Below are 26,583 nucleotides of genomic sequence, written 5' to 3' on the forward strand. Positions count from 1 at the left end.
CCCATACTAGATTGCTGAGTTAAAAAATAAATTCAGCACAAAAAAAATAAACACTAAAGTTTATTTTTTTTTCGAAATAATTTTATTTTTATTATTTTGGTACTGAATCAATTGGTCCGTTTGAAGAGGTAACTGTAGATTGGGTCATTCGATTGACCAATTCTCTTTCTAAACTGCTGATTTTATTTGTTTTCTCACTAATAATAAAATCTTTTTGAGTTAGTTTATCTTCATATTCTGCTCTGACTCGAGCAACAGCTTCTTCTTTTTTGTTTTCTGCATTCTCTAATTCTTTTTTGTTATTCTTCAACTCTTTTTTGTTTCTATAGGCTGTACTTGTAGAAATTAGAACAGTTGTTAAAGCTCCGATAAATAAGGAACCTAAAATAATCATAATCAAAGGCCAAGTTACTTCTGTAAAGCCAAAATTAACTGGAACTGACTCGACATTTAAAACAGCAAATAACGCTACAATTACAATAAGTATAAGTGCTACAATTGTTCCCCATTGCTTTTTCATAGAGTGTATATCCCCTTTCAAATAGATTCATTCGTTCTATTGTATGGTGTTATTTTAGCACAATAGCTCATAAAAACACTACGAAAAGGCTTGCGCTCTTTATTTATTGTTAAACAAATCGCCAGCTAAGTAATCTCCAATACGTGGAAAGAGAGTATAGAATTTTCCAGCAATTTCTAATAGTGCAGGCATGTTTAGTTCTCTTCTAGGTGTACCCATCAAAGAAACTATACGGCCAGCAACAACTTCAGCATTTAATACCATATGTCCCACTTTTTCTAAATAAGTTCCACTTTCATCTGCAATATCAAAAAAGTTTGTTTCAATAGGACCTGGGTTGACTGTTGTCACAAAAATATTTAATGGTTTTAATTCTAGACGCAATGCATTAGAATAACCAATAACTGCAAATTTACTTGCCGAATAAATAGTTGATTTAGGTGTAGCCATTTTTCCAGCTTGAGAAGCAATATTAATAATGTGACCTTGGTGTCTTTCAGCCATTTCAATTGCAACTAATTGAGTTACATACATCAGACCTAAAACATTTACACGAAACATTCTTTCTGCTACGTCCATATCAAAAGTTAAGGCTTCTTCAAAGTGACCAAATCCTGCGTTATTGACCAGAACATCTACTGTTCCTACGGTCTGATAAATTTCAGTAATAACTTTTTTTACTTGTTCGGGATCTGAAACATCTAACCCAAAAGCAAAAGCTGGTTTACTGGATAGTTGTTCACATTTTTCCTTAACTTGTAAAAGCAAGTCTTCTCTTCTAGCACTAACAACCACAATAGCCCCTTTTTTTGCAGCTTCATAAGCGATTTTTTCGCCTAATCCAGTTGAAGCGCCTGTAATAAAAACAACTTTATTTTTAAGTGTATCGGTCTTTTTTCTCATCATAAGCTCCTTTTCATGTCTATTTATCTGTTCTAATAGGTGGGATATCAATTTCATCAAAATCATTCGCAACTTGAGTATTAGGAAATACTTTTCGGGCTTCCTTTTCTAGTAAATAAAGGTCTCTACCTAAATAGCGAGCGCTAATGTGAGTCAACACTAATTTAGCGACATGTGCTTCTTTAGCAACTTCTGCAGCATCTAAATTTGTAGAATGGTTATAGTCTCTTGCCATTTTACGACTTGCCCCGTCAAATGTGCTTTCATGAACCAGAACAGAGGCGTTTTCAGCGAGCAATACGTTATTTTTTGTTTTTTTAGTATCGCCTAAAATGGTCACAATACGACCCTTTTGAGTTTCACCGATGAAATCCTTCCCGTTAAATGTCCGACCATTTACTAAAGTGACTGTTTCACCTTGTTTTAACTTTCCGTACATTGGACCAAAAGGAATACCGGCTTCTTTTACCTTATCTGCTTGTAACATTCCCGGATGATCTGCCTCTTCAATGCGATAGCCAAAAGACTGGATGCCATGTTTTAATTTGCGGCAAATGACTTTGAATTTCTGATCTTCAAAAATCACTCCTTCTTCGGTAATTTCATGAATATGCAGCGGGTACTTCAAAATAGTTCCTGAAGTTTTTAAGCACACTTGGACATAATTTTTAATTCCTACAGGACCATAAATAGTTAATGGGCCATCTCCTCCTTGAAAAGAACGACTGCTTAAAAAACCAGGAAGTCCAAAAATATGGTCTCCATGTAAATGTGTAATAAAAATCTTATCGACTTTCCGCGGCTTTAAAGTGGTGTGTAAAATTTGTTGCTGTGTTGCTTCTCCACAATCAAAAAGCCAAATTGAGTTTCGTTCTTCTAATAATTTCAGTGCAATACTAGTAACATTTCGTTGCTTTGCGGGTACACCTGCACCGGTACCTAAAAATAATAATTCCATTTCATCCTATCCTAACCATTAAAGTATCGTTCATTTAACCTCAAAATTGTACTTGACCGTTCGACATATTTTACCAAACTTTTCTTAAATAAGCGATAATGAGGTGAAAAGAAACGACCAAGCAATCAACTTGTTGATTGCTTGGTCGTTTCAGTTTGATTTTTATTCAACAAATTCAAATTCGTATTTCAGGATACGGACTAAGTCTCCATCTTTTGCTCCACGTTCGCGCATCTCTTCATCAATTCCCATCGTTCTTAACTGACGAGCAAATCGTAAAACAGAAGCATCGTGATCAAAATTGGTCATCTTGAATAATTTTTCAAGTTTGTCTCCGCTTAATACCCATGTAGCATCAGGGTCTCTTGTAATAGCATAACCTTTTTCTTCAGGAGTATGTTTATACATAACGGTATCTTCTTCTTGATCCAATTCATATAAAGGAAATTCTGGTGTTACATCTAATATATCAGCTGTTGCGTTTAGTAAGTTTTGTGTTCCTTTATGCGTAATAGCTGAAATAGCAAATACTTGAAGATCTTCTTCATATTCATCTTTCTTAAGAGCTTTAATTTTTTCTTTAAATTCAATTAAATGTTCTTCTGCTCCAGGCATATCCATTTTATTAGCAACAATAATCTGTGGACGCTCCATTAAACGTAGATTATGTGTTTCTAATTCTTTGTTAATGGCAACGTAATCGTCGTAAGGATCACGGCCTTCACTACCACTCATATCGATAACATGTAAAATAACACGAGTCCGTTCTATATGGCGCAAGAATTGTGTTCCTAAACCAATTCCTTGAGAAGCTCCTTCAATTAATCCTGGTAAATCTGCCATAACAAAACTACGTCCGTCTGGCGTTTGAACCATTCCTAAGTTGGGCACTAAAGTCGTGAAATGGTAAGCACCAATCTTAGGACGAGCAGCTGAAACAACGGATAGCAGTGTTGATTTTCCAACAGAAGGGAAACCAACTAATCCTACATCAGCTAAAACCTTTAATTCCATTTCAATTTTATACTCTTCTCCGGGTTCACCGTTTTCAGCGATTTCAGGAGCTGGGTTTCTAGGAGTAGCAAAACGGCTGTTCCCACGTCCACCACGTCCACCTTTAGCTACCACAAGTTTGTGTCCATGGTGAACTAGATCGCCTAAAATTTTGCCTGTTTCTGCTTCTTTAACTGTTGTACCAGGTGGAACTTTGATGACATTGTCTCCTGCTCCACGACCATGCATGTTTTTACTCATACCATTTTCGCCATCTTCTGCTTTAAAATGACGGTTAAATCGGAAATCCATTAATGTACGTAAACCTTCGTCTACAATAAAAACGACATCCCCACCTTTACCACCATCTCCACCAGCTGGGCCTCCATCGGGCACAAATTTTTCACGGCGGAAAGCTACCATTCCATTTCCGCCATTTCCGGCTTTTACGTTAATTGTTACTTGATCTAAAAACATTGACATTTTTATTTTCCTCCTCATTTTTAAGTGTATGAGATTTAGTTATTTTCTAGGTTACACAATGGATCTGGCGCTGCATCTTAATATTACATTTGTTCCAAGATGTAAACAAGAAAGCCAATTATCACATATCCTCTAAAAATGAAATACGTTCAGTATACCCAATTTTAGTCCATTATCTATTGTACGTCTATTTGATGATTTTGTCTATTTTTAAATGAGGATACTGCCAGATTTACTTCTATATAACTCAAACTGAAATTATTCATTTTTATATTCACTCATTATACCATCATTTTATTTTAACTATTTAATTATTCTCTCATTTGTAGTATGATTCATTAGGACGTTTTCTATCTGAATACTTATTTAGACAGAAAAGTGAATTCTTACTATTAAGCGAAACGGCTTAAAGACTAAAAGGACGTGCACCATGAAAAGAAAAAAAAGTTTCATTATCGGATCCACTTTATTTATCATTGCAATAGGTTTGATGATTTTTGGGACTCATACGTTATCAAAGAGTACTGGAGCAAGTTTCACAACTATGTTTAATCCTGAAAGCTCTCTTAGTCAATCCACCTCTTCTAATGACCATCCATTAGACTTGCCACAACTGACAAATGATGTAAGTGAAAATGAGATTGAAGTTCATATCACTACCTCTCTTGGTCTGATTAAGGTTAAACTATTTCCGGATTTGGCACCAAAAGCAGTGGAAAATTTCATTACACACAGTAATGAAGGTTACTATGATGAGACAACCTTCCACCGAGTTTTAGCTAACTTTATGATTCAAGGCGGAGACCCTAAAGGCGACGGTACTGGTGGAAAGAGTATCTGGGGCGAACCGTTCGAAACGGAAATATCCCCTCAGTTATTCCATATTCGTGGAGCTTTAGCAATGGCAAAAACAAATGCTCCCGTTTCAATAGGCAGTCAATTTTACATTGTTCAAAATCCGGTAGATGTGAGTGCGTCGGTTGACCTTGCTACAACACCTGATGATATAGTAGAAGCCTATACTTCAGGAGGCTATCCTTCCCTTGATCAACATTACACCGTTTTTGGTCAAGTAATTGAAGGTATGGATGTAATTGACGCCATAAGCGAAGTTGAAACGGATTCACTTGATAAGCCTTTGCAAGAGGTTAAAATTGAATCTATTGAGGTAATAGACTGAAAATTAGAGGATTAGTCGTTATCCTAATTAAACAGTCATTAAATTAGGAAAGAAATCTAAATGATTTCTTTTTTTTTGCGCTCAAGTTTTACATACCGTTATTTTTTTAGTTAATTTTGATTATGTTGAACTGGTATACAAGCTACTATTTTAAAAAACACTCAGCTTTTACTTTTATTGCTCTGTTTGGTATATGCTGCTTGTATCTGTTTTTGGCATTATCTTGTTTGTAAAGCAATTAAAAAATGATGAAATCGGTTTATTTTTGATTGCTTTTGACTGTTTTTGGTGGTAAAGTAGCGCTATTGGAGGGATATAATGCTTACTGAAGAACGTTACAACTTCATATTAGAAAAATTAAACCAGTATGGAGTGATTAAGTCCCAAGAACTGATGGTAGAAATGGATTGTTCAGAGTCCACTATACGACGTGACCTCGCTTCACTTGAAGAACACGGTAAACTTGTACGTGTGCACGGCGGCGCGAAAAGAGTTTACATGATTGAACAAGAGCAGTCTCTTACTGAGAAATCAGTCAAAAACATTCGCAGTAAAGAAAAAATTGCTGAATTAGCCGCTTCTTTGGTTGAAGATGGAGATACTATTTTCTTAGACGCAGGATCTACTACTTTTTTTATGGTTCCTTTTTTAAAAGAAAAAAATATACGTATTGTAACTAACGCTGTCCAACATGCTCTGTTGCTTGCAGATCAAAATAATGATGTTTTACTTATCGGCGGAAAGCTGAAAAATACTACCCAAGCGATTGTTGGAACTACTAGCGTTGAACAATTATCTCGTTATCGCTTTAATAAGTCTTTCTTGGGAATGAATGGTATCGATAAAGATTATGGCTTTACCACTCCTGATCCAGAAGAAGCTAACGTTAAACAGCAAGCATTTATGAATAGTTCAAAAACGTATATTCTTGCTGATGAAACAAAATTTAATAAAGTTACTTTCGTAAAGGTATGTACTATTGATGACGCACTAATTATTACAGATCACTTATCTCCTAAGAATTATGAAAGTTATTTTAATACAACAATATTGGAGGCAAAATTATGATTTATACAGTAACACTAAATCCATCAATCGACTATATTGTACATGTCCCTTCCGTACAATTAGGTGAATTGAATCGTATGGATAAGGATATAAAACTTCCTGGTGGCAAAGGAATCAATGTTTCTCGTGTGTTAAATCACATTGATCAACACTCAACGGCTTTAGGTTTTTTAGGCGGCTTCACAGGTGGTTTCATTGCTGATTGGCTAGAAAAAGAAGGTGTCCACACGCAGTTTGTTTCTATTAAAGGCGATACACGTATCAACGTTAAATTGAAGTCTGATACTGAGACAGAATTAAATGCTCCAGGTCCGGTTATTACCCAAGCAGAATCAGATCAATTGATCAGCCAAATTGATTTAATAACAGCTGAGGATATCATTATTCTTTCAGGAAACAAGCCCCCTTCTCTACCTGAGGATTTTTATCAAAACTTAATTGCAAAAGTTGTTTTAAAACAAGCAGATTTTGTAATTGATACAACAGGTTCTGAATTATTAAACGCTTTAGTTCATAAACCGCTGTTAGTTAAACCAAACCATCATGAGTTAGCCGAGTTGTTTGGTACTTCATTCCACTCATTAGAAGATATTATCGTTCATGGAAAAAAACTAATTGACTTAGGTGCCCAATATGCCTTAGTTTCTATGGCTGGTGATGGAGCTTTATTCTTTACAAATGAACGTGTTTACCAAGCGACGGTCCCTAAAGGAATTGTAAAAAATTCTGTAGGAGCTGGAGACTCTATGATTGCTGGATTTGTTGGGGCATTAGTTGATACAAAAGATCCGTTAAAAGCTTTTCAAAAAAGTGTGGCTACTGGAAGTGCTACAGCATTTTCAGATGACCTAGCAACTAAAAAGGAAATAGAAGCTTTATTAGCTAAGGTTACAATTACAGAACTAACTTTATAAAATTGATTTGGGAGGAAAACAACTATGAATATCAACGATTTATTGATTAAAGATGTTATGATAATGGATTTACAATCAACAACTAAAGAAGGCGTTATAGATGAGATGATTGCAAGCTTAAAAGCAAACAATCGTATCAATGATGCTGATTTATTTAAGAAAGGAATCATGCACCGTGAATCTCTAACCTCTACAGGTTTAGGAGATGGAATTGCTATGCCTCACGCTAAAACAACTGCTGTAAATGACGCGACTGTAGTATTCGCTAAAAGTGTAAATGGTGTTGACTACGATTCATTAGATGGCCAACCTGCTCATTTGTTCTTTATGATCGCAGCTCCAGAAGGCGCGAATGATACTCATTTGCAAGCATTAGCAAATCTTTCTCGTTTATTGATCCACCCAGACTTTGTTCTATCTTTAAAAGAAGCAAAATCTGCTGAAGAAGTTCGTTCTCTTTTCGCAGCTGCTCAAGACGTACAAGAAAAAGAAGCTGCAGCTGAAATTGAAGAAACTAAAGCTCCAAAAGTAGCTCCAGATGCTAAAAAACCTTTTGTTATAGCTGTAACAGCTTGTCCAACTGGAATTGCACACACCTATATGGCTGAAGATGCATTGAAGAAAAAAGCCGCTGAAATGGGCGTTGAAATTAAAGTTGAAACAAACGGTTCTGACGGAATCAAAAATAAATTAACTGCTGAAGATATTAAAAGAGCTGATGGTGTAATTATTGCCGCAGATAAAAAAGTTGAATTAGCTCGTTTTGATGGAAAACCTATGCTGCAACGTCCTGTTAGTGATGGAATTCGTAAATCAGAAGAACTAATTACAAAAGCAATGAACAAACAAGCACCTATTTTTTCTTCTAACGGAGAAAAAGATGAATCTACTGGTGATGAAGGATCAGGAACATGGGTCAATCGTGTCTACAAAGATTTAATGAATGGAATATCTACGATGTTGCCATTTGTTATCGGTGGCGGAATATTGATGGCCATCTCTTTCTTAGTTGAAAGCTTTTTAGGTGATACAAATGCTCTTTTCTTATTCTTAAACACTGTTGGATCTAATGCCTTTAATTTCTTAATTCCTATTTTAGCTGGTTACATTGCTTTAAGCATTGCAGATCGTCCTGGTTTAATGCCTGGTATGGTTGGTGGGTTACTTGCTGTCAATAGTAATGCTGGTTTCCTAGGCGGTCTTGCTGCTGGTTTCTTAGCTGGTTATACGATTTTAGCTTTGAAAAAAGCATTTAATGGATTACCAAAATCTCTTAACGGTTTGAAAGCAATTCTTTTCTACCCTATTCTTGGATTGCTGATTACTGGTGCTCTTATGTTCTTTATTGTTGGACCTATCTTTGCTACAATTAATCTTGCAATGATTACTTTCTTAGAAAACTTAGGTACGGCTAACGCAGTTCTTTTAGGTGCGTTATTAGGTGGAATGATGGCTATCGATATGGGTGGTCCCTTCAATAAAGCTGCTTATGCTTTTTCAATTGGAATCTTTACTGATACTGGAGACGGAAGCTTAATGGCTGCAGTTATGGCCGGTGGGATGGTACCACCTCTAGCAATCGCCTTAGCAAGCACTATCTTTAAAAACAAATTTAACGACGATGAAAAAAAATCTGCCCTTACAAACTACGTAATGGGATTATCATTTATTACTGAAGGAGCTATTCCTTTTGCAGCAGCTGATCCACTTCGTACAATCGGATCTTCGGTTGTGGGAGCAGCAATTGCTGGTGGATTAACTCAATTATGGAACATTACTATTCCCGCACCACATGGTGGAATATTCGTTGTAGCTCTTTCAAATCACTGGTTCTTATTCTTAGTAGCTTTAATTATTGGAACAATCATTTCGGCAGTTATTCTTGGTCTTTGGAGAAAGCCTGTTACAGCTGAAGGATTGCTTAAATAAAATGACTTTTTGAAAGTTACATTGAAAAAATGATTACACTTGCTGAGGCTGGGACAAAAATCCCAGCCTCTTCTCTATATACGACTATTCACTTTAAAACGTGCTCCGAAAAGCAGACCCGACGTCCACTTCACGAATAATGCTCGATGGTCGATGACCATACTGCGCTTATTCGTTCCAGTGATTCGGGTCTAAACGCTTTTTGTCCCACTCTTTTTTTGTCCAAACAAAAACTAATTGCTATTCATCTTAACTTTAGGTAAACTAAACGCTATTACTTAATTTCATTTTGAAAGGACGTCGAACGTTTTGACGATGATAAAAGATCGTTATGAGGAATTAAAACTTGCTGAACGTGGAGCGGTACTGAGCATTGTGACTTACCTTTTTATTGCTATACTAAAATTAATTATCGCGAAGTATTCTGGTTCAAGTGCATTAAGAGCCGATGGTTTAAACAATACGACTGACACAATAGCCTCGATTGCTGTTTTGATCGGTTTAAGGCTGGCTAGACGACCTCCAGATGATAATCATCCTTATGGGCATTGGAAAGCTGAAACTGTTGCAAGCATGGTTACTTCGTTTATAATGCTAGCTGTAGGGTTAGAGGTCCTTATTTCTGCAGTAAAACATCTTTTTGTGCCAGTAAGAAATTCACCTGATTTAATTGCAGGGTATGCAGGTCTCTTTTCAAGCGTTGTCTTGATGGCCATTTATTTATATAACAACAAACTCGCTAAAAAACAAAAAAGTAAATCTTTACAAGCTGCATCTAAAGATACTTTCAATGATAGTTTAATCAGTTTATCAACTGCTATAGCTATTTTTGCTTCTAATTTTAATATGGCTTGGTTGGATAGTGTTATGGCTATTATTGTTTCGCTGATCATATTAAAGACAGCATTTGAAATCTTTAGAGAAAGTGCGTTTGAACTATCCGATGGATTCAATGAAAATGATTTAAAGGAATTCAAACAAACAATACTCACGTTGTCTGAAGTTTTGGAAGTAGAATCTATTAAAGGCAGAACCTATGGAACTATTATTCATGTAGATGTTATTATAAAAACGAACCCCGAAATGACTGTTAAAAGAAGCCATGAATTAACAGAACAGGTCGAACAGTTATTAGCAGATGAGTTTGGTGTCTTTGATACAAAAGTTCATGTTGAGCCAATTGAATAAAATAATAGTCTACTCAAAAAGGAACCTACGATATACTTATCGTAAGTTCCTTTTTGTTTAGTTTTAATTAATAACTACAGTTCCATATAGTTACAATATTTTAGCTAAAAAATCTTGTGTTCTTTGATGTTGTGGATAATTAAACACTTGATCAGGTTTGCCATCTTCCACAATATAACCGCCATCCATAAAGATTACACGGTCTGCCATTTCTTTAGCGAAGCCCATTTCATGTGTTACAACAACCATCGTCATACCCATTTCAACTAAGTCTTGCATGACTTTAAGTACTTCACCAACCATTTCAGGATCTAATGCTGAAGTTGGTTCATCAAAAAGCATCACATCTGGATCCATCGCTAAAGCTCGTGCAATAGCTACCCTTTGCTGTTGTCCACCCGATAAACTTGATGGGTAAGCATCAGCTTTATCTGATAAACCAACTTGTTCCAATAATCGAATAGCATGTTTTTGAGCTTCTGCATCAGGGACACCTTTAACTTTTACTGGTGCTACTTTTAAGTTTTCTAAGACCGTCATATGAGGGAAAAGATTAAAACTTTGAAAAACCATTCCCATTTTTTCACGCAGTTGATTTAATTTTGTTTCATTTAGACCTGTTAAAGCAGTTCCTTCAAAAATAATTTCACCGCTGGTCGGCTTTTCTAATAAATTTAAGCAACGAAGCAATGTGCTCTTACCTGATCCAGAAGGACCTATGATGACCACGACTTCCCCTTTTTTTACTTCTTGGTTGATATCTTTCAAGACTTCATTGTTCCCAAAGACTTTTTTCAAATGATCTATCTTAATCATGGTTCATCTTCCCTTCATAGTGATTTAATAACTTAGTCAAACTAAATGTTAAGATAAAGTAGATGATCATGGTAACCACTAATGGCGCGATTCCTCTGTATGAAACGGATGTTACAACTTTTGTCTGGAAGATCAAATCACTTACACCGATAATTGATACAATAGAACTTTCTTTAATAACAGTTATAAACTCATTCCCCAATGCTGGCCAAATGTTCTTAAGCGCTTGTGGGAAAATAATTTGACGCATGGAAATATTTTTACTCATGCCTAAACTTCTTGCAGCTTCAGCTTGCCCTTTAGGAACAGAGTTTAGACCAGAACGGATAATTTCACAAATATAGGCTGCGCTGTTTAAAGAAACGGCTATAATCCCAGAAGCTAATGCTGGAATATTGATAAGGTAACCTACCGCAAAATAGATAAACATTACTTGAATCATCATGGGTGTTCCACGAACAAATTCGACATAGGCTGTTGCTGAAAAATGCATAATTTTATTTTCACTCATTCTCATGAAGGATAAACCAATTCCTAATATTGAACCAAAAAAGACACTTACTACTGAAATAAGGATCGTATATCCAGTCCCTTTTAAAAAGTACTGCCAATAATTAAAAATACTGTTACTGCTCTCTTCATCACCATTCGTTCCTTGTTGAGCAGATTGAAGATAAGTACCAGCTTCTTCTAGATAACCAGAAATTAAATCTTGATTACTGATTTCTGTTAAGGATGTATTTACAGCTTCCACTAAAGATTGTGCACCTTTTTTAAAAGCGATTGCCGAACCTTGCTCACCATCTTCTAAAAGAAAACCTCCATCAAAAGTAACTAATTGATCATCATTTCCTATATAAGCTTCCGCACTAGGTTTTTCCATTAAAATAGCTTCGATTTTGTTTGTTTTTAACGCTAGAATCAGGTCAGTGGTTTTTGTTAAACTCAACATTTCTGAATCAGGCATTTGTTCTTTAGCAAGTATCTCCTGTAGAGAACCTGTTTGAACACCAACTTTCATTCCTGTTAAATCATCAGCGCTCGTATAAATCTCCTTATCCGCTTCTCTTACAACAATATTTTGTCCTCCTGTATAGTAAACATTGGAGAAATCAACGCTTTGTTTACGCTCATCGGTAGGACTCATACCTGAAATGACCATATCGACTTTTTCTGATTCTAATGCTGGTAGTAAGCTATCGAAACCAATGTCTTCAATCTTTAGCTCTACACCAAGATCCTCTGCAATTTTTTGAGCAATAGAAATATCCATTCCTACGATTGTGTCTTTCCCATCGATTGTACTATGAAATTCATAAGGTGGAAAATCAGCACTCGTTCCGATGACTAAGGTTCCTTTTTCTTGAATTTTATCTAAGGCGTTATCTGCTGCTGATACTGTTTCAACTGGTACGAATAGGCTAATTACAGTTAGTAAACTAAGTATAATTAAATGAAATGTATTCTTTTTCATATCTCTTCCTCTTTTCTAATAATCTCTTCTTATTTTGACTTATAAATTATCATAACAGATTAAGAATATTTATACAATATTTTTTACAAATATTTACTTTTATAGTCTTTTAGTCTAATTATATACATTTAAAATGTATATATGAATTTCTAAAATGATTTTTCTAAGAAAGAGTTGTTTTATTTGCAGATTGGGTCTACTATAGGATTACAGAAAAAGGAGGTTTATTATGGGACAAATTCATAAAAATGAAACGAGTTTAGATGATTTATTCAGTAAATTTGCGATTGATCCTGAAGACGAACTTGTTTTTCCAGCACCTGAAAAGGAACAATTGATAGATGATGAAAAGAAAAAAAGTTCATTAGATAAAAAAAATAGAAACGCTGAATAGCACATGTGCTTTCAGCATTTCTATTTTTTTATTCAATTCGATTGCGACTTCGCTCTGTAGAAAATCCATCTGGATAACGGCGTTTTAATTTTTCTATATTTTGTACTGCTGCTTCTTCAAAAGGAATATCAGCCCACTCCGCAATTTGAGATAAATACCACAAAACGTCTCCTAGTTCTTTGGTTAATTCTTTTTTATCTAAATCATGACCATGAAAGGTATACTTTTTAACTAAATCGACTAATTCACCAGCTTCACTGGCTACACCTAAAGCACAATTAGTTAAGACCTGTTCATTTCCATATAAAGTCCGACTGGCTAATTTTTGATATTCATTAAATTCCATCTTGAAATAACTCCTTTAATCTTTCTATTTTCTGCTTTTCAATGCTTTAAAACTCGCTTCCATAGCATCTAAAGTTCGTTCGATATCTTCTAGAGTATGAGTAGTGGATAAAAAGATTCCTTCAAATTGAGAAGGAGGCAACAATATTCCACGATTAATCATTTCTTTATAATAGTCAGCAAAAAAGAGTGTGTCACTTGCCTTACTTTGCGCATAGTTAGTCACTGGCCCTTCATTAAAGAATAGCCCTATCATACTCCCTGCACGATTGATCGTAACCGGTACATCATATAAGGCACTTAATGAAAGAATTCCTTTTTCAAGTGCATCCCCTAAAGTCTCAAAGTAACGATAATCTTTTTCTGTTAATTGAGACAATGTAGCTACTCCAGCAGACATTGCGATTGGATTTCCAGATAAGGTACCCGCTTGATAAACGCTACCTGCTGGAGCGATATGTTCCATGATGTCTTTTCTTCCACCATAAGCTCCTACAGGTACACCGCCGCCAATCACTTTCCCTAAACAAGTTAAATCTGGTAATACATTATAGTAACCTTGAGCACTATAGTAGCCTACTCTAAATCCGCTCATGACTTCATCAAAAATCAACAACGCTCCGTCGTCTTTTGTGAGTGTACGTAGTCCTTCTAAAAATCCTTTTAAGGGTGGAATAACGCCCATATTTCCCGCTACAGGTTCAACGATCACAGCCGCAATCTCACCAGGATAAGTTTGAAACAACGCTTTAATCGCTTCTAAATCGTTATAGGGAGCAACTAAAGTGTTTGATATCGTACTTTTTGGAACTCCGGGTGAATCTGGTAAGCCTAGTGTTGCAACTCCAGAACCTACTTTTACTAATAGAGCATCATCATGACCGTGATAACTTCCTTCTAGTTTGACTATCTTATCTCTGCTTGTAAAACCCCTTGCTAAACGTAATGCACTCATTGTCGCTTCAGTTCCTGAGTTTACAAAACGAACCATTTCTACAGAAGGTACGCGTTGAATGACCAATTCCGCTAATTGATTTTCTAAAAGAGTCGGCATTCCAAAACTAGTTCCAAAACTTGCTGTACGTTGGATTTCGCTTATTACATGATCATTTGCGTGACCTAAAATCAATGGGCCCCATCCTAAAACATAATCAATGTATTCATTGCCATCTATATCGTGGAGGTGACTCCCCTTACCTTTTTGAATAAATACAGGAGGAACGTCAACCGATTTAAATGCTCTGACTGGACTGTTAACTCCTCCTGGCATTAAATGGACGGCTTTTTCAAAAGCCTCCTCAGATCGTTTAGTTATTCTCAACGCCGTTCTCCTCGCTTTCTGCTGTAAGAACTTCAGTTGTGTCTTCTGCATTTTCAGATTCAACCGAAAAGCCTAATGATTTAGCAAAAAAACTTAATTCCTTTGTTGAATCTCTTGAAGATTTTTTTCGCGCCAAATCTTTTAATGATTCGATTGGTTTGCGTTTCATTTGATTAATGATGCTTTGAACGTGCTTATCGATTAGAAGTATCTGGTGTTCTGTTAAGTCAGGTAATTTTCTTTCTAAGCTAGAGAGTGCTTTTTCTTTTATCTCTATCACCTGGTCGTGGAGCTCGCGTAAATAGGGAACTGCTTGTCTTTCTTGATACCAGTGTTCAAAGGCTATTACTTCTTCAACTAAATCGGAAGTTATTTTTTTCACAATTTTATCTTTATCTAAATCAACCTCATCTAACCGAAAACTAATTTGATCCATATCAAAAACTTGGATGCCTTCAATATATTGAAGACTAGGTTCGATATTTCGCGGAACGGCTAAATCCATGAAAAGTTGTTTTTTCTTTGTTAAACGAATCATAGCCATTTCTTCCATCGTTTTTTCTGTAACTAGATAACGTTGCGATTTGGTAGCAACGATAACTCCGTCAGCAACAGCTAATGACATTGGCAGATGGTTGAAGTCTGCGGTATAGAAACAACGGTTCAGTATACCCGTGTGGCACTTCGTTTTAGCCCATTCATTCATTTCATGGGCCAAACCATTCACTTTCTGTTCATTTCGACCAGTTAGCGTTATATGAGTAGCGCCTTGGTAAAATAACATTTTTGCTGCTAATCGAATCATTTTTCCTGATCCAATTAGCAAAAAACGTTTATCTCCTATACTTTCCCACTCTTCTTTAAAGAGTTTAACTGCAGCTGATCCCGGGTTATAAGATAGTTGATCTAAATTTGTTTTAGTATGCATCTTTTTTGAAAAAGAAATAGACTTATGAAATAAAGAATTTAAAATTGGACCAGACGTGCCCTGTTCAATGGCTGTTGCAAGAGCCTGTTTTACTTGACTAAGAATTTGAGTCTCTCCAATGATCAATGAATCAAGTCCCGTTGCTACAGTAAAAAGATGTTTCGCAGCATCTAGATTTGATTTTCCATAACTTGTTGAAATGACTTCAGCTATTTCATATCCTGTATGATTTGAAAGATAACGAAGCATATCCCCATGCATAAATTCATTTTGGTCAATGTAAAGATAATATTCTGTTCGATTGCATGTTGAAAGAATGACAGCTTCTTTAACTCCTGGAAAAGAGAGTACATTAGTAAGTTGTTCCGGTATTTTATTTTCTTCAATTGTGTAGTGCTCTCTAATTTCTATTGGCGTTGTTCTATGACTAACCCCGTATAATAAGATTTTCAATAGTACCATCCTCTTATTCTTCATCGTTCTAACTGATAATAAATGAAAAGATAGAACTAAACTACCTTCCTATCCCTTCTATGATTCACTTATCACTTAAATTATTTTCATCTGTCAAAAATGTTAAATTTTAAGGTAGCTTTCGATCAAACTCCAAGCTTTGTCTTTTCCTTCTCCTGTTTCAGATGAAAAAAGAACAAACTCGTCTTCTTCTCTTAAGTTCAATGTATCTTTAACAATTTTAATGTGTTTGTTCCATTTGCTTCTTGGAATCTTATCAGCTTTTGTAGCAATGACAATCACAGGGATAGAGTGATATTTTAAAAACTCATACATTTGCACATCATCTTCTGTTGGCGGGTGTCTTAAGTCTACAACAGAAAGAGCTGCTTTCAATGTATCTCTTTGAGTAAAATAAGTTTCTAGCATTTGTCCCCATTTGGCACGTTCTGTTTTAGATACCTTAGCGTAACCATATCCTGGAACGTCAACAAAATAGAAAGCATCTTCTATTATGTAGTAATTCAGTGTTTGTGTTTTTCCGGGTTTTCCTGAAGTTCTGGCCAAACCTTTTCGGTTGATCATCGTATTGATAAAAGAAGATTTCCCAACGTTTGAACGTCCAGCTAATGCAATTTCAGGAAGTCCAGTATTTGGATATTGAGCAGGCGAAACCGCACTTATGACAATATCAGCTTTATTTACTTTCATGATTTAATCTCCATCTCTAATTATAAATTCTTTTACTATTCTAACATATTAAAGCACCCAATGACATTCCAAATTTGAATCCTTCTTGACTTTATCCCTAGAGTCTAATGGTATTCTTAAAATAGAACACAAATTTAAAAAAATAAACGAAGCTAGGATCGATGCCCAACTTCGTCTATAACTTTTAACGGATTCGAAACAATTATTGATTAAAATTAGCTGATTTTTTCGCCTTCAATACTAAAGAAATCTGGATTTCCTGAACCACTTACTGTATCTTTTGTGATTACGCATTTAACAATTTCCGGACGACTTGGCAAATCAAACATAATTTCTAGCATGATTGATTCAATGATCGAACGTAAACCACGCGCACCAGTATTGCGTTCAATAGCTTTTTTAGCGATTTCGGTTAAAGAATCTTCTTCAAATTCTAGTTCAACTTCATCTAAAGCTAACAACTTCTTATATTGTTTTACAAGAGCATTTTTGGGTTTTGTTAAAATATGAACCAAATCATCTTCAGTCAATTTTTCTAACGCAGCCATTACTGGCAAACGTCCGATAAATTCTGGAATCAAACCAAATTTCAATAAATCTTCTGGGATAATTTGTTGCATAACGCTTTGGCTTTCATCTAATTTTTTCTTAGCAGAACCAAAACCAATTACTTTTTCTCCCATACGATTTTTAACGATCGTTTCAATTCCATCAAAAGCACCACCTACAATAAATAAGATATTGCTTGTGTCTAATTGAATGAATTCTTGATGAGGATGTTTTCTTCCACCTTGTGGAGGAACATTAGCTACGGTTCCTTCTAGGATCTTAAGCAAAGCTTGTTGAACGCCTTCACCACTTACATCACGTGTTATTGATACATTTTCGCCTTTACGCGCAATTTTATCAATCTCGTCGATATAAATAATTCCTTTTTGAGCTCGTTCTACATCATAATCAGCTGCCTGCATTAGTTTTAGAAGAATATTTTCAACATCTTCTCCAACATAGCCAGCTTCCGTTAAGCTTGTAGCATCTGCTATCGCAAATGGAACATTTAAAATTCGAGCCAAACTTTGAGCAAGGAAAGTTTTCCCAGAACCAGTTGGTCCAATCAAACAAATGTTACTTTTTTGCAATTCGATACCGTCTTTTTCTTCGCCACCCATTTGATTTACACGTTTATAGTGATTGTATACTGCTACCGATAGCGATTTTTTCGCTTGTTCTTGTCCAATAACATAATCATTTAATATTCCTCTGATTTCATGAGGTTTAGGCACTTCTAAAAACTCACCATAGCCTGCATCATTGAACTCTTCGTCAATAATCTCTTTACACAAATCAATGCACTCGTTACAAATATATACACCTGGACCAGCAACAATTTTTTTTACTTGGTCTTGTGATTTGCCACAAAATGAGCAACTCACAGGTCCTTTTGCTTCTTCATCATTAAACATTCGTGTCCACCTCTATTCTCATTCATACCACTTATAATAGTAGCAGATTTGTCACTCATATTACAATGAGAATCGTTCAAATCTTAAATAGCATAGCATAATATTTCCTTTAATGCCAGAATTTAAACTGTTTCTCTTTCATACAAAAAGAAGGAGCTTCAAAAGATGTTCCTTTTTGAAGTCCTTCCTTTTTATCAGTACTATTAACCATTAAGGGAACAGCGATTATTTTTCTTCAGCTGTTTCAGTAATTAGATCAATAGCTTTTTTCATTGCAATATCGTGTTTTAACATTTCTGGAGTCAATGCAGCACGGACAGCTTTTTCATCCATACCGTATTGTTCGCCCAAGTTTTTAATTTCTTCATTTACTTCTTCTTCAGTCGTTTCAAAAGCTTCTGCTTCAACAATTGCTTCAAGAACTAAGTTAGTACGAGTTCTTAAATCAGCGTCAGCTTCCATTTGTTTGTGTAAATCTTGTTCTGTAGTACCAGTGATTTGGTAATACATTTCAGGTGAAACACCTTGACGTTGCATATCATTTAAGAAGACATCCATTTGACGGTGAACTTCATCATGGACCATTGCCCATGGAAGATCTTCAATTTTAGCATTGTCTACAGCTTGACGAATAGCTGATTCTTCAACTGCTTCATCAGCACCTGCATTTTTAGCTTCTGTTAATTGTGTTTTAATTTTTTCTTTTAGTTCTGCTAATGTTTCAACTTCTTCATCAACATCTTTAGCAAATTCGTCATCTAAAGCTGGTAATTCTTTTGCCTTAACTTCGTGTACTTTAACTTTAAACGTTACAGCAGCACCTTTTAAATCTTCAGCATGGTAGTCTTCAGGGAAAGTTAAGTCAACATCTAATTCATCTTCAGCTTTAACGCCTACAAGTTTTTCTTCAAAACCTGGAATGAACGAGTTTGAACCTAATTCTAATGAATGATTTTCGCCTTTTCCGCCTTCGAAAGCAACGCCATCTTTAAATCCTTCATAATCGATAACAACAGTATCGCCTTCAACTGCAGCATCTTCTTTCAATACTAATTCAGCTTGTGCAGCACGTTTTTCTTCGATATTTTTTTCAACGTCTTCATCTGTTACTTCACGATCTTGTTTTTCAACAGTTAAGCCTTTGTATTCCCCTAATTCAACTTCAGGTTTTACAGTAACTTCAGCTTCAATAACCCAAGCTTCGCCTTTTTCCATAGATTTAACATCGATTTTTGGTTGTGCAACTGGATCAAGACCAGCTTCTGCTACTGCAGCATCATATGCTTCAGGTAATACAGCATTTAGTGCATCTTCATACAAAGCTTCTTCTCCATATTGTTTATTAAAGATTGTACGAGGAACTTTCCCTTTACGGAATCCTGGAACACTTAAAGTAGATTTCACTTTGTTGAAAGCTGTATTTAAACCTTCTTTAATTTTTTCTTCTGAAATTTCAAATGTTAAGACACCATCATTCGTGCCTTTTTTTTCCCATTTTGCAGTCATATTATATTTCCCTCCGAAACACTCTATTTTTCGCAATAAAAAAGCAATTGCATACTCATTAATAGTACACTAAAGGCTGAAATTTGTAAATAAAAACAACGAATTAAAGATAAATCTGATTGCAGACTGTTTAAGGCCGCGTTCAATTAATAAACGACTAGTTAAACTAAATCCATTAATTCTTGGTCAATCCTCTGCATCCATTCTTCCATCCTTTTACTGTTCAAACTAGGTTCAGTCGTTTCTACAAAAGAATTGTCATAGCGCTTTTGATACAGTTCAACCCATTCTACTGGTGAAGTGATTACGTCATCAATAAAAGGATACAGCACAAAGAAATGAAGCGATACTTCTTGAACCATAGCTTGATAAAGAGTTGGATCATATTGCTCAACACGTTCAGATAATAGGGACAACACTTCTTGAACAATCGCATGATTTTTGATAGAGGTTAATAAATCTGGTCGGACAACTTTTTTTTCTTTCATCCAGTAAATATCAAATTCCCCTGCTACTTTTTCAATAGCTAAACGTTCGATTGCAGTCGCCTTAATAATACCATTCACGTACGGATTAGATAATAATGGTTTTACAGCTTTGAGAAAAGGTTCTATTGGAATCTCTTCTAATTCTTTCATAATAGCAGATTGTTCTGTAAAAGATTTATTTCCTAGAGAGTAAGATTCTTTTAGCAAATAATCGATTTTTTTTTGTTTCTCAAGTTCAATTTTTGTTTGTTCTTCTTCTAACAATTCTTGAACAGCTGACCAATTTTCTTCAGAAGTATCTGTTAACGGAAATTTCTTCTTTCGAAATACAATAGCTTGTTCGGCTTGGAGAAACAAATGACATTTTATTAAAATGGCTGTATAAAAAAGAGCCAACGACTCTTCCTGTTCATAAAAAGAATATTTATCATCTGCTATCTCTTTGGCTTTTTGATACTCTCCAACTTGATATAACGCAGTTGTATAATTTGTATTTAATAATTCATCTTGTTCTAACCGGTAAGCTTCCTCGAAAAATGGGATAGCTTCTTCCATTCTTCCTGATAAAAAATAGTCCATCGCTTCTTTTTTATACCAGTCGTAATTCTTTGGAAAGGGTACTGTTTCTCCCATATTGTCACTCTCCCGCATTCATCTCATTCAATAAAAAGAAGGTCATTTTTGTTTTTTTACTCAGACTTTATTTTAGCATACATTTGTTCGTTAAAGTGGATTATGTGGAAGACAGTAATGAATTTTAATTCACTAATCTTCTCTTACATCGTGCTCACAAATTATGTCCTTAATTTCAAAATTTTATGTACTGCACGATCTAAAATATGGTAAACTATTTTTTGTGCGCTAATATAAAAAACAAATAAAACTTGTAAGGAGGATCCTTCAATGAACCAAGGTTTTGTAAAAGATCTCACTAGTGAAGAACAAACTGAGTTACAATCTCTAGCAAATATTATTTTTGTGGAAACGATTGCAAAAGGTTTTTATGAATTGAAAAAAGTGACCGTCACATTACCGGAGGGGTTTCCGTTAGGACGAATTTATTCGAGAGAAATGCTTGGTAAATTACTTTTAGACGAGCATCGTTACAGTATTTTGATTGAGACAAATGATAGCAAATATCTATATCAATCTTCTACAGTAAAAATACCAAAAATCGATCTCCCACACCTAGAAAAAGAGCAAATCAGTTGATATGAACTGATTCGCTCTTTTTTTAGGTGTTTTTTAAATAGCACTCAATACTTCCTGAATCTTTTGTACCGTTCTTCAATAAGTTGATCCGGTGTTTTTGCAGAAAGCTCTTTTATTGTCGAACCTATATTTTCTTTCAGATTTTTCAAAATTTGCTCTTGGGACAATGGACCTTCCGCGTTTGTTTCTGACAATATAAAGTCAATGATATCAAGTCCAAATAAATCTTGCGCAGTTAGCTTCATCAATTCAGCGGCTTCCTTCGATCTTGTTGCGTCTTTCCATAAAATAGAAGAAAACCCTTCAGGTGAAAGTACAGAATACATCGTATGTTCCATCATCCATACTTGATTCCCCATAGCTAAAGCTAAAGCTCCTCCACTACCGCCTTCACCAATAATAATAGAAAGAATCGGCACTTTTAATTTACTCATTTCGATTAGATTACGTGCAATAGCTTCACCTTGTCCTCTATTTTCAGCCTCAACGCCACAATAAGCACCAGCTGTATTCACAAAGGTGATCACGGGTCTATTAAATTTTTCAGCTTGTTTCATTAGACGTAATGCTTTTCGATAGCCTTCTGGATGTGGTGATCCAAAATTGCGCATAATATTTTCTTTTACTTCATGACCTTTTTGATTGCCTATCACCGTTACAGGTTGTCCATTTAAGGTTGCTATGCCCCCAACAATGGCTTTATCATCATGAAAAGAACGATCGCCATGAAATTCAATAAAATCATCAAAAACAGATTCCATTATTTCTATAGCCGTTAATCGTGAAGTTTTTCTTGATAAAGCAACGATTTCCATAGCTTCTTTCAACTCGTTCACCTTCTTTATAAAATACTTGCCTGTCTATTTTTACTGATGCATGCGTAAGATATCGCTTAGAAGCTGTTTCATTTCTTTTCTTGGCACGATCTTATCAATAAACCCATTTTCTAAAACCGATTCAGCAAGTTGAAAATCATCAGGAAGTTCTTCATTTATCGTTTGCTCAATCACACGTCTGCCAGCAAACCCAACTAGTGCTTGAGGTTCAGATAAAATGATATCACCCTGCATGGCAAAACTAGCTGTTACGCCACCAGTAGTCGGGTCGGTCAAGACCGTTACGTATAGTAAACCTGCATCACTGTGACGAGCTACCGCTCCACTAATTTTAGCCATCTGCATAAGAGACAAAATGCTTTCTTGCATACGAGCTCCACCTGAGGCAGTAAAAATAATGACAGGTAGTTTTTCTTCTATTGCTTTTTCAAATGTTCTGGTTATTTTTTCACCAACTATTTTCCCCATGCTTCCCATAATAAAATGAGAATCCATCACACAAATGGCTGTTTCGATTCCATTGATCGTTCCTTTTCCAGTTAAAACAGCTTCATGAAGAGCTGTCTTTTTTTGAGCCTGTTCTATTTTTTTATCATAGTCCGGGAAATTCAAAGGATTTTCAAATGGGATATCGTGATACCATTCTTCAAAACTAGCTTCATCAAGTGTTAATTCAATTCGTTTTTGTGCCCGTATTCTAAAAGTATAGCTACATTCAGGACAGATTTTTTCTGCGCCTAAATCTTTTGTATAGATGGCTTTCTTACAACTTGGACATTGTGCGAACATGCCATCCGGCACCATAGGGTTATCTGTTTCTTCACTGATTTGCGAGTGTTTTGTAATTGGGATATAAGCTCTTTTTTTAAATAACTGCACGTTGTCACCTCTTTTATTTACTGCATTTTTAGTAAGATGGTTTTGTTAATTCAAAACAAACTTATTCAATACGAGGTTTCCATTCTTTAAGAAAGACATCTTGTAAAAAGCTTGTATCATACTCGCCATTAACAAAGCGTTTATCCATTAATAAATCTTCTTGGAAAAACTGGTTGCTAATAATTCCGTCGATAACCATCTCACCTAAAGCACGTTGCATTTTAGCAATGGCTTCAGCACGATTGGTACCTTTCGTAATGATTTTTGCGATCATTGCATCATAATAAGGTGGAATATCTGCTCCAGCAAACATGGCACTATCAACTCTCAATCCATTTCCGCCACTGGGCATCATCAAGTATTGAATCGTTCCAGGAGAAGGTGCAAAGTTAAAAGCAGGATTCTCAGCATTGATTCGACATTCAATCGTGTGTCCAGTTAAACGAACATCACTTTGTTGGATCGATAACTCTGCTCCACTTGCAATCAACAATTGTTCTTTCACAATATCAAATTCTGTAGCCATTTCAGTTACTGGATGTTCAACTTGAATACGCGTATTCATTTCCATGAAATAAAATTCGCCGTTTTGGTCTAATAAAAATTCAATTGTGCCTGCATTTTTATATCCAACATATTTTGCAGCACGAACAGCTATTTCTCCAAGACTTTTTCGTTGCTGCTCATTGATTGCAACAGAAGGCGACTCTTCAATAACTTTTTGATTATTGCGTTGCAAAGAACAATCACGTTCTCCCAAATGGATCACATTTCCATGATGATCGCCTAGTAATTGTACTTCAATATGTCGTGCATGTTCAATGATTTTTTCCATATACATTTGGTCGTCACCAAAAGCTGCTTTGGCTTCGTTTTTGGCGCTGTTGAAAGCAGCAGCTAAATCTTCGGTTCTTAGGACTTTACGCATCCCTTTACCACCACCGCCAGCTGCGGCTTTGACCATTACTGGATAACCTAATTCATCTGCCAGTTGTTTAGCTTCATTAGTATCGGTAATGAAACCTTCACTTCCTGGAATGACTGGTACATTTGCTTCAATCATAAGAGCACGCGCATTCGCTTTGTTTCCCATTTGATCAATAGTAGCTGCATCTGGACCAATGAATGTAACGTTCATTTCCTTACACATGGTCGCAAATGTACTATTTTCAGATAAGAACCCAAAACCTGGGTGAATCGCTTGAGCATTCGTCACAACCGCTGCACTTAAAATACTTTGCATATTCAAATAAGAATCTGCAGCTTTGGCTGGGCCAATACAAATCGCTTCATCTGCTAATTGCATATGCAAAGCATCTCGATCCGCTTCAGAATAAACAGCAACTGTTTTGATTCCCATTTCACGACAAGCTCGAATAATGCGAACAGCAATTTCTCCTCGATTGGCAATTAATATTTTTTTAAACATAGGCTTATCTACCAATGATGAAAGTTAATTCAGCTTCACAAACTTTTTTTCCATCTACGTATGCTACACCTTTTCCGATACCAGCGTAATCTTTCAATTTAACAATGTCAACTTGTAACATCAATTGATCACCAGGAACAACTTTTTTTCGGAATTTCACTTTGTTCATTCCACCTAAGTAAGCTGTTTGTCCTTTAAAGCGGTCTAGCGTCAATAGAGGAATCGATCCTGCTTGAGCTAGTGCTTCTAAAATATATACTCCTGGCAATACGGGTTCACCTGGAAAGTGACCTTGGAACACTTCTTCATTGATTGTTACATTTTTAAGAGCTACAACATGTTCACCTGGAATCATTTCGTCTACACGGTCAATAAAGTAAATTGGGTAACGGTTCGGAATCAATTCTTGGATTTCTTTAATATTCATTTTTGTCATTGGTATTTCCTCCTAGGCAATTCTGAACAAAGGTTGATTGAATTCAACAACTTGTTCATCTTCTATTAGTATTTCAGTAATCGTTCCATCTACTTCACTTTTAATTTCATTCATTAATTTCATTGCTTCAACAATACAAAGTGTTTCCCCAACGGTTACTTTATCTCCCACTTTTTTGAAAGCTGGTTGATCAGGTGAAGGAGAAGTGTAAATTACTCCAACGATTGGAGAATGAACTAGTGCGCCATCGGCAACAGGCTCAGCAATTGGAGCAGATTTGGATACTTCTTCGAAAATAGGAGAAGAAGTTTGTATATTCTCTTTACGAACGGGTTCGTTAAATCTTGTCTCTGAATCAGTAAGAACAGTTTGATTGCTGATTTTTTGGCTAGATGTATTTTTACTCATACGTAAAGTCACGTTATCCATTTGCAAATCAAATTCGGTTAATTCTGATTGATTGACTAGATCAAGAATTTCTTTCACTTGACCAAAATCCATTTTATTGCCCCTCCCATTTCTTAAAGCATGTTACGGCATTGTGTCCGCCAAAACCTAAAGAATTGTTTAGTGTGTATTTAATATCTGCTTCACGTCCAACGTTAGGAATGTAATCCAAATCGCACGCTTCATCAGGCACTTGAAGTCCGATAGTCGGAGGTAAGAAACCATCTTGAAGAGCTTTCACACATGCTACTGCTTCAATTGCTCCAGCAGCACCTAATAAATGTCCTGTCATACTTTTCGTACTTGAAATCGCAACATTTTTAGCCTCATCGCCAAATGCGTATTTAATAGCCATTGTTTCAGCAGAATCGTTTGCTCCAGTACTCGTTCCATGAGCATTGATATAACCCACATCAGCAGGTGTTATACCGGCTTCAGCCATTGCGTCTTGCATTGCACGACCTGCGCCACTTCCGTCTGGTGTTGGTGCAGTCATATGATACCCATCACCTGTAGAACCGTAACCAACAACTTCAGCGTAGATTGTTGCTCCACGTTCTAAAGCATGATCTAGACTTTCAAGCATCAATACAGCTGCGCCTTCCCCCATAACAAAACCCGTACGTTCTTTGTCGAAAGGAATTGAAGCACGATCAGGATCTGTACTTGTTGATAGAGCTGTTAATGCAGCAAAACCAGAAATACCGATCTCGTTGATCGTCCCTTCTGCTCCTCCAGCAAGAATCACGTCTGAGTAACCATGCTTAATATTACGGTAAGCTTCTCCAATTGAATTATTTCCAGAAGCACAAGCGGTTACGATAGACGTATTGATTCCTTTAGTCCCAATAGCGATCGAAATATTTCCAGCGGCCATATTTCCGATTGCCATCGGTACAAAGAAAGGGGCTACACGTTGAGGTCCTTTTGTATTCATCTTAATGATTTGCTCTTGCATAGCGTTCAATCCGCCGATACCAGAACCAACAATGACACCAAAACGATTCATATCTGTTTTTTCACGATCAATGCCGCTTTCTTCTACAGCTTGTACAGCTGCTGCGACACCATATCTTGAAAATTCGTCCATACGTTTTGAAATTTTACGTTGCATATAATTTGTTGCATCAAAGTCTTTCAATTCACCAGCAACAGTAATACCTGTCTCTGTTGCATCAAATTTGGTGATAGGAGCAATCCCGTTTTTTCCAGCTTTAAGCCCATTCCAAAATTCATCAACCGTATTTCCTAAAGGTGTCACAGCACCCATTCCAGTAATTACTACACGATTCGTCATTATTTTTCCTCC

At 35.9% G+C, this 26,583-nt stretch carries 26 protein-coding genes; 7 read left to right on the plus strand and 19 right to left on the minus strand.

Going from position 1 to position 26,583, the window contains the following annotated elements; all coding sequences use genetic code 11:
- Positions 1–91 precede the first annotated feature (91 nt).
- From BLT48_RS03455 to obgE, 4 genes are all read right to left on the minus strand, one after another.
- A complete protein-coding gene (locus BLT48_RS03455; protein WP_089975270.1) occupies positions 92–520 on the minus strand; it encodes a LapA family protein in 429 nt (142 codons plus the stop codon).
- Positions 521–619: 99 nt separating this feature from the next.
- Complete coding sequence (locus BLT48_RS03460; RefSeq protein WP_089978639.1) at positions 620–1,426, minus strand: SDR family NAD(P)-dependent oxidoreductase; 807 nt, start codon at positions 1,424–1,426, stop codon at positions 620–622.
- 16 nt (positions 1,427–1,442) lie between these two features.
- Positions 1,443–2,381, minus strand: coding sequence for a ribonuclease Z (gene rnz, locus BLT48_RS03465; RefSeq protein ID WP_089975273.1), 939 nt, complete (start codon positions 2,379–2,381; stop codon positions 1,443–1,445).
- A 162-nt stretch (positions 2,382–2,543) separates the two neighbouring features.
- Positions 2,544–3,851 carry a GTPase ObgE gene (gene obgE, locus BLT48_RS03470; RefSeq protein ID WP_035024174.1) on the minus strand — a complete coding sequence of 436 codons (1,308 nt, stop codon included), beginning with the start codon at positions 3,849–3,851 and terminating at the stop codon, positions 2,544–2,546.
- A 436-nt stretch (positions 3,852–4,287) separates the two neighbouring features.
- Here obgE and BLT48_RS03475 point away from each other — a divergent pair, with 436 nt between their 5' ends.
- From BLT48_RS03475 to BLT48_RS03495, 5 genes are all read left to right on the plus strand, one after another.
- Entirely contained in the window at positions 4,288–5,037 is a 750-nt protein-coding gene (locus BLT48_RS03475; RefSeq protein ID WP_089975276.1) for a peptidylprolyl isomerase, read from the plus strand.
- 318 nt (positions 5,038–5,355) lie between these two features.
- Positions 5,356–6,105 (plus strand): DeoR/GlpR family DNA-binding transcription regulator, encoded by a 750-nt coding sequence (locus BLT48_RS03480; RefSeq protein WP_089975278.1) that lies wholly within the window; start codon positions 5,356–5,358, stop codon positions 6,103–6,105.
- Complete coding sequence (pfkB, locus tag BLT48_RS03485) at positions 6,102–7,019, plus strand: 1-phosphofructokinase (RefSeq protein ID WP_035023121.1); 918 nt, start codon at positions 6,102–6,104, stop codon at positions 7,017–7,019. Before BLT48_RS03480 ends, pfkB begins: the two co-directional genes overlap by 4 nt.
- A 24-nt stretch (positions 7,020–7,043) precedes the next feature.
- Entirely contained in the window at positions 7,044–8,948 is a 1,905-nt protein-coding gene (locus BLT48_RS03490; protein WP_089975281.1) for a PTS fructose transporter subunit IIABC, read from the plus strand.
- A 315-nt stretch (positions 8,949–9,263) separates the two neighbouring features.
- Positions 9,264–10,136 (plus strand): cation diffusion facilitator family transporter, encoded by an 873-nt coding sequence (locus tag BLT48_RS03495; RefSeq protein ID WP_089978641.1) that lies wholly within the window; start codon positions 9,264–9,266, stop codon positions 10,134–10,136.
- Positions 10,137–10,226: 90 nt separating this feature from the next.
- Here BLT48_RS03495 and BLT48_RS03500 read toward each other — a convergent pair whose 3' ends face one another.
- The gene (locus BLT48_RS03500; RefSeq protein WP_035023127.1) at positions 10,227–10,952 is read right to left on the minus strand and encodes an amino acid ABC transporter ATP-binding protein; all 726 of its coding nucleotides are present in this window, start codon (positions 10,950–10,952) and stop codon (positions 10,227–10,229) included.
- Entirely contained in the window at positions 10,945–12,426 is a 1,482-nt protein-coding gene (locus BLT48_RS03505) for an ABC transporter substrate-binding protein/permease (protein ID WP_089975284.1), read from the minus strand. Before BLT48_RS03505 ends, BLT48_RS03500 begins: the two co-directional genes overlap by 8 nt.
- Before the next feature lie 229 nt (positions 12,427–12,655).
- Here BLT48_RS03505 and BLT48_RS13800 point away from each other — a divergent pair, with 229 nt between their 5' ends.
- A complete protein-coding gene (locus BLT48_RS13800; RefSeq protein WP_176944056.1) occupies positions 12,656–12,820 on the plus strand; it encodes an SPJ_0845 family protein in 165 nt (54 codons plus the stop codon).
- A 28-nt stretch (positions 12,821–12,848) separates the two neighbouring features.
- On the opposite strand, the gene BLT48_RS03510 is transcribed toward BLT48_RS13800, so the two are convergent.
- The 7 genes from BLT48_RS03510 to BLT48_RS03540 form a co-directional block, all read right to left on the minus strand.
- A complete protein-coding gene (locus BLT48_RS03510) occupies positions 12,849–13,166 on the minus strand; it encodes a nucleoside triphosphate pyrophosphohydrolase family protein (protein ID WP_035023133.1) in 318 nt (105 codons plus the stop codon).
- A 24-nt stretch (positions 13,167–13,190) separates the two neighbouring features.
- Positions 13,191–14,486 carry a glutamate-1-semialdehyde 2,1-aminomutase gene (hemL, locus tag BLT48_RS03515; protein ID WP_089975287.1) on the minus strand — a complete coding sequence of 432 codons (1,296 nt, stop codon included), beginning with the start codon at positions 14,484–14,486 and terminating at the stop codon, positions 13,191–13,193.
- On the minus strand, positions 14,473–15,876 hold the full coding sequence (gene hemA / locus BLT48_RS03520; RefSeq protein WP_089975290.1) for a glutamyl-tRNA reductase: 1,404 nt from the start codon (positions 15,874–15,876) through the stop codon (positions 14,473–14,475). Before hemA ends, hemL begins: the two co-directional genes overlap by 14 nt.
- A gap of 114 nt (positions 15,877–15,990) precedes the next feature.
- Positions 15,991–16,578, minus strand: coding sequence for a ribosome biogenesis GTP-binding protein YihA/YsxC (gene yihA, locus BLT48_RS03525; protein WP_035023139.1), 588 nt, complete (start codon positions 16,576–16,578; stop codon positions 15,991–15,993).
- Between the two features lie 215 nt (positions 16,579–16,793).
- Complete coding sequence (gene clpX / locus BLT48_RS03530; RefSeq protein ID WP_035023142.1) at positions 16,794–18,041, minus strand: ATP-dependent protease ATP-binding subunit ClpX; 1,248 nt, start codon at positions 18,039–18,041, stop codon at positions 16,794–16,796.
- A gap of 225 nt (positions 18,042–18,266) precedes the next feature.
- Positions 18,267–19,547, minus strand: a complete 1,281-nt coding sequence (gene tig, locus BLT48_RS03535) for a trigger factor (protein WP_035023145.1) — start codon at positions 19,545–19,547, stop codon at positions 18,267–18,269.
- 161 nt (positions 19,548–19,708) lie between these two features.
- Positions 19,709–20,668, minus strand: coding sequence for a tetratricopeptide repeat protein (locus tag BLT48_RS03540; RefSeq protein WP_035023148.1), 960 nt, complete (start codon positions 20,666–20,668; stop codon positions 19,709–19,711).
- Positions 20,669–20,938: 270 nt separating this feature from the next.
- Here BLT48_RS03540 and BLT48_RS03545 point away from each other — a divergent pair, with 270 nt between their 5' ends.
- Positions 20,939–21,247: a hypothetical protein gene (locus BLT48_RS03545; protein WP_035023150.1), complete on the plus strand. Its 309-nt coding sequence runs from the start codon at positions 20,939–20,941 to the stop codon at positions 21,245–21,247.
- A gap of 44 nt (positions 21,248–21,291) precedes the next feature.
- On the opposite strand, the gene BLT48_RS03550 is transcribed toward BLT48_RS03545, so the two are convergent.
- The 6 genes from BLT48_RS03550 to fabF all read right to left on the minus strand — a co-directional run bounded on the left by BLT48_RS03550 (position 21,292) and on the right by fabF (position 26,571).
- Positions 21,292–22,062 (minus strand): acetyl-CoA carboxylase carboxyl transferase subunit alpha, encoded by a 771-nt coding sequence (locus BLT48_RS03550; protein ID WP_035024177.1) that lies wholly within the window; start codon positions 22,060–22,062, stop codon positions 21,292–21,294.
- 51 nt (positions 22,063–22,113) lie between these two features.
- The gene (gene accD / locus BLT48_RS03555; protein WP_035023153.1) at positions 22,114–22,962 is read right to left on the minus strand and encodes an acetyl-CoA carboxylase, carboxyltransferase subunit beta; all 849 of its coding nucleotides are present in this window, start codon (positions 22,960–22,962) and stop codon (positions 22,114–22,116) included.
- 61 nt (positions 22,963–23,023) lie between these two features.
- Entirely contained in the window at positions 23,024–24,391 is a 1,368-nt protein-coding gene (locus BLT48_RS03560) for an acetyl-CoA carboxylase biotin carboxylase subunit (RefSeq protein ID WP_035023156.1), read from the minus strand.
- Positions 24,392–24,395: 4 nt separating this feature from the next.
- Positions 24,396–24,818, minus strand: coding sequence for a 3-hydroxyacyl-ACP dehydratase FabZ (gene fabZ / locus BLT48_RS03565; RefSeq protein WP_176944148.1), 423 nt, complete (start codon positions 24,816–24,818; stop codon positions 24,396–24,398).
- Between the two features lie 21 nt (positions 24,819–24,839).
- On the minus strand, positions 24,840–25,328 hold the full coding sequence (gene accB / locus BLT48_RS03570) for an acetyl-CoA carboxylase biotin carboxyl carrier protein (RefSeq protein ID WP_035023159.1): 489 nt from the start codon (positions 25,326–25,328) through the stop codon (positions 24,840–24,842).
- A 1-nt stretch (position 25,329) separates the two neighbouring features.
- A complete protein-coding gene (gene fabF, locus BLT48_RS03575) occupies positions 25,330–26,571 on the minus strand; it encodes a beta-ketoacyl-ACP synthase II (protein ID WP_035023162.1) in 1,242 nt (413 codons plus the stop codon).
- Positions 26,572–26,583: the final 12 nt, after the last annotated feature.

Source organism: Carnobacterium viridans (genome assembly GCF_900102725.1).
Taxonomy (GTDB): domain Bacteria; phylum Bacillota; class Bacilli; order Lactobacillales; family Carnobacteriaceae; genus Carnobacterium_B; species Carnobacterium_B viridans.

Excerpts from the sequence above, each read along its gene's own strand:
- BLT48_RS03540 (WP_035023148.1), bottom strand. The coding sequence starts at position 20,668 with ATGGGAGAAACAGTACCCTTTCCAAAGAATTACGACTGGTATAAAAAA.
- clpX (WP_035023142.1), bottom strand. The coding sequence starts at position 18,041 with ATGTTTAATGATGAAGAAGCAAAAGGACCTGTGAGTTGCTCATTTTGT.
- BLT48_RS03460 (WP_089978639.1), bottom strand. The coding sequence starts at position 1,426 with ATGATGAGAAAAAAGACCGATACACTTAAAAATAAAGTTGTTTTTATT.
- BLT48_RS03545 (WP_035023150.1), top strand. The coding sequence starts at position 20,939 with ATGAACCAAGGTTTTGTAAAAGATCTCACTAGTGAAGAACAAACTGAG.
- BLT48_RS03560 (WP_035023156.1), bottom strand. The coding sequence starts at position 24,391 with ATGTTTAAAAAAATATTAATTGCCAATCGAGGAGAAATTGCTGTTCGC.
- BLT48_RS03490 (WP_089975281.1), top strand. The coding sequence starts at position 7,044 with ATGAATATCAACGATTTATTGATTAAAGATGTTATGATAATGGATTTA.
- hemA (WP_089975290.1), bottom strand. The coding sequence starts at position 15,876 with ATGGTACTATTGAAAATCTTATTATACGGGGTTAGTCATAGAACAACG.
- accB (WP_035023159.1), bottom strand. The coding sequence starts at position 25,328 with ATGGATTTTGGTCAAGTGAAAGAAATTCTTGATCTAGTCAATCAATCA.
- fabZ (WP_176944148.1), bottom strand. The coding sequence starts at position 24,818 with ATGAATATTAAAGAAATCCAAGAATTGATTCCGAACCGTTACCCAATT.
- BLT48_RS03505 (WP_089975284.1), bottom strand. The coding sequence starts at position 12,426 with ATGAAAAAGAATACATTTCATTTAATTATACTTAGTTTACTAACTGTA.
- yihA (WP_035023139.1), bottom strand. The coding sequence starts at position 16,578 with ATGAAAGTAAATAAAGCTGATATTGTCATAAGTGCGGTTTCGCCTGCT.
- BLT48_RS03475 (WP_089975276.1), top strand. The coding sequence starts at position 4,288 with ATGAAAAGAAAAAAAAGTTTCATTATCGGATCCACTTTATTTATCATT.
- BLT48_RS03550 (WP_035024177.1), bottom strand. The coding sequence starts at position 22,062 with ATGGAAATCGTTGCTTTATCAAGAAAAACTTCACGATTAACGGCTATA.
- tig (WP_035023145.1), bottom strand. The coding sequence starts at position 19,547 with ATGACTGCAAAATGGGAAAAAAAAGGCACGAATGATGGTGTCTTAACA.
- pfkB (WP_035023121.1), top strand. The coding sequence starts at position 6,102 with ATGATTTATACAGTAACACTAAATCCATCAATCGACTATATTGTACAT.
- fabF (WP_035023162.1), bottom strand. The coding sequence starts at position 26,571 with ATGACGAATCGTGTAGTAATTACTGGAATGGGTGCTGTGACACCTTTA.
- BLT48_RS03510 (WP_035023133.1), bottom strand. The coding sequence starts at position 13,166 with ATGGAATTTAATGAATATCAAAAATTAGCCAGTCGGACTTTATATGGA.
- BLT48_RS03455 (WP_089975270.1), bottom strand. The coding sequence starts at position 520 with ATGAAAAAGCAATGGGGAACAATTGTAGCACTTATACTTATTGTAATT.
- obgE (WP_035024174.1), bottom strand. The coding sequence starts at position 3,851 with ATGTTTTTAGATCAAGTAACAATTAACGTAAAAGCCGGAAATGGCGGA.
- BLT48_RS03500 (WP_035023127.1), bottom strand. The coding sequence starts at position 10,952 with ATGATTAAGATAGATCATTTGAAAAAAGTCTTTGGGAACAATGAAGTC.
- BLT48_RS13800 (WP_176944056.1), top strand. The coding sequence starts at position 12,656 with ATGGGACAAATTCATAAAAATGAAACGAGTTTAGATGATTTATTCAGT.
- rnz (WP_089975273.1), bottom strand. The coding sequence starts at position 2,381 with ATGGAATTATTATTTTTAGGTACCGGTGCAGGTGTACCCGCAAAGCAA.
- BLT48_RS03495 (WP_089978641.1), top strand. The coding sequence starts at position 9,264 with ATGATAAAAGATCGTTATGAGGAATTAAAACTTGCTGAACGTGGAGCG.
- BLT48_RS03480 (WP_089975278.1), top strand. The coding sequence starts at position 5,356 with ATGCTTACTGAAGAACGTTACAACTTCATATTAGAAAAATTAAACCAG.